Source organism: Streptomyces graminilatus (assembly GCF_001418565.1).
GTDB lineage: Bacteria > Actinomycetota > Actinomycetes > Streptomycetales > Streptomycetaceae > Streptomyces > Streptomyces graminilatus.
The window spans coordinates 1-1,584 of the sequence record NZ_LIQQ01000627.1; the positions used below are offsets into that span (position 1 = coordinate 1).

The following is a 1,584-nucleotide window of genomic DNA, read 5'->3' on the forward strand; positions in this document are numbered from 1 at the left end:
GGCAAGGGCACGGGGATGGGCGCGGGGACGGGCACGCGCGGATGAAGGTCCGCGGGTGAACACGGCCGCCCGCCGGGTCCGCGCCGAGTGGGGGCCGCTGTACGCCACCGTCCGTGAGTCCCTGTTACGGCGGCGGTGGCGGGCGTTGCCCATGACGCTCGGCGTCCTGGGCCTGACCGCGCTCGTCCAGTTCACGCAGAACCAGTCGTGGGGCCACGGGCCCGTCCGGGTCCTCGGTGCCGTCCGCGCCGAGGACCCTCTCTGGCTCGCCCTGCTGCGCACCCCGCTCTCCCTCTTCGTGCCCGCCCCCGACCTGCCGGTCTGGGGCGCCCTGGCGCAGATACTGATCGCCTTCGGCCTCGCCGAGATCTGCCTCGGCTGGTGGCGCACCCTTGTCATCGCGTACGTCGCCACCCTGGCCGGCACGCTCTACGCGCGCGTGGGCATCGCCGTGGGCCCGGCGGGGTTACTCGGGCTGCCCGGCACGGACGCGGGCGTGGTGGACACCGGCCCGTCGGCGGCCGTGGTCGGCCTCGCGGTGTTCCTCGGGTGGCGCTACCGGGCGTACCTGTCGGCCGGCGCCGTGATCGTCGCGATGGGGGTGGAGGTGATCCTCAAGGACAACCTCGCGGGCAAGGAGCATCTGGCCGCCATCGTGGCCGTGTTCGCCCTGTGCGGGGTCTCGGCGGCGCGTCACCGGCGTACGGCGGGCGCGCGGGCCGGCTCGGGGTCGGGTTTGCCGCCGATCAGGTCCTGGATACGGCGGCGGGGGCCGGCCCAGCGGCGGTCGTGGCGGTACGCGCGCAGCGTGGAGCGGGAGCGGGCGCGCGGGCGACGGGCGTAGAACCGTTTCGCCCAGGGTGAGCCGGGGCGGGCCAGGCGGATCGCGCCGAAGAGCGCGACGAGCGGCACGATCACGCCGAAGACCGCCGTGCGGGGCTTGCCCTTGCTCAGGGCGAGGAGCGAGAAGAGGAAGTTGACGCCGATGCTGACGATGACCCCGCCCCGGTTCTGGACGTCCTCGTCGCTGAGGTCGTTCACCCCGAACGGCAGGAAGCCCAGGAGTACCAGGCCGACCAGGGCCGCCGTCAGCACCACCATCTCGACGCTCTGCCGGCCGGCCTCGGTCCAGTAGACGTCGTCGAGGTGCAGGATCAGCGCGAACTCGTCCAGCACCAGGCCGGCGCCCATCCCGAACAGCACCGCGCACACCCCCGCGCCGAACCCGTCCTGCCCGCTGGCCACGGCCCCGAACCCGCCCACGACGGTCAGCACGACACCGGGGACGACGTGATGGATGTGCAGCCCGCCCGCCTTCACATTGCCGAACGGCCCCTTGCCCGCGCGGATCATCCGGGTGACGACGCGGGTGAGGAGGAACGTCAGCACGAACGCGGTGAGCGCCAGGAGCAGCGGGAGTTTGCCCGGCTCGACGATGTTCCGCTCCAGCCAATTGCCCATGGATGAACTTTATCCAGCCATGCACTATTCATGACATTCGCGGCAAGACGTTCGCGCATTGCCTGCCCTGGGCAGCACTCCAGCCCCGCCGGGTACTCTGCGCCGGGTGTCCACGCCCCCACC

At 72.5% G+C, this 1,584-nt stretch carries 1 protein-coding gene; it reads right to left on the reverse strand.

Features of this window, described 5'->3' with window-relative positions; all coding sequences use genetic code 11:
• Positions 1-693: 693 nt before the first annotated feature.
• Complete coding sequence (locus tag AOK08_RS44185; protein WP_079054535.1) at positions 694-1,461, reverse strand: hypothetical protein; 768 nt, start codon at positions 1,459-1,461, stop codon at positions 694-696.
• Positions 1,462-1,584 lie beyond the last annotated feature (123 nt).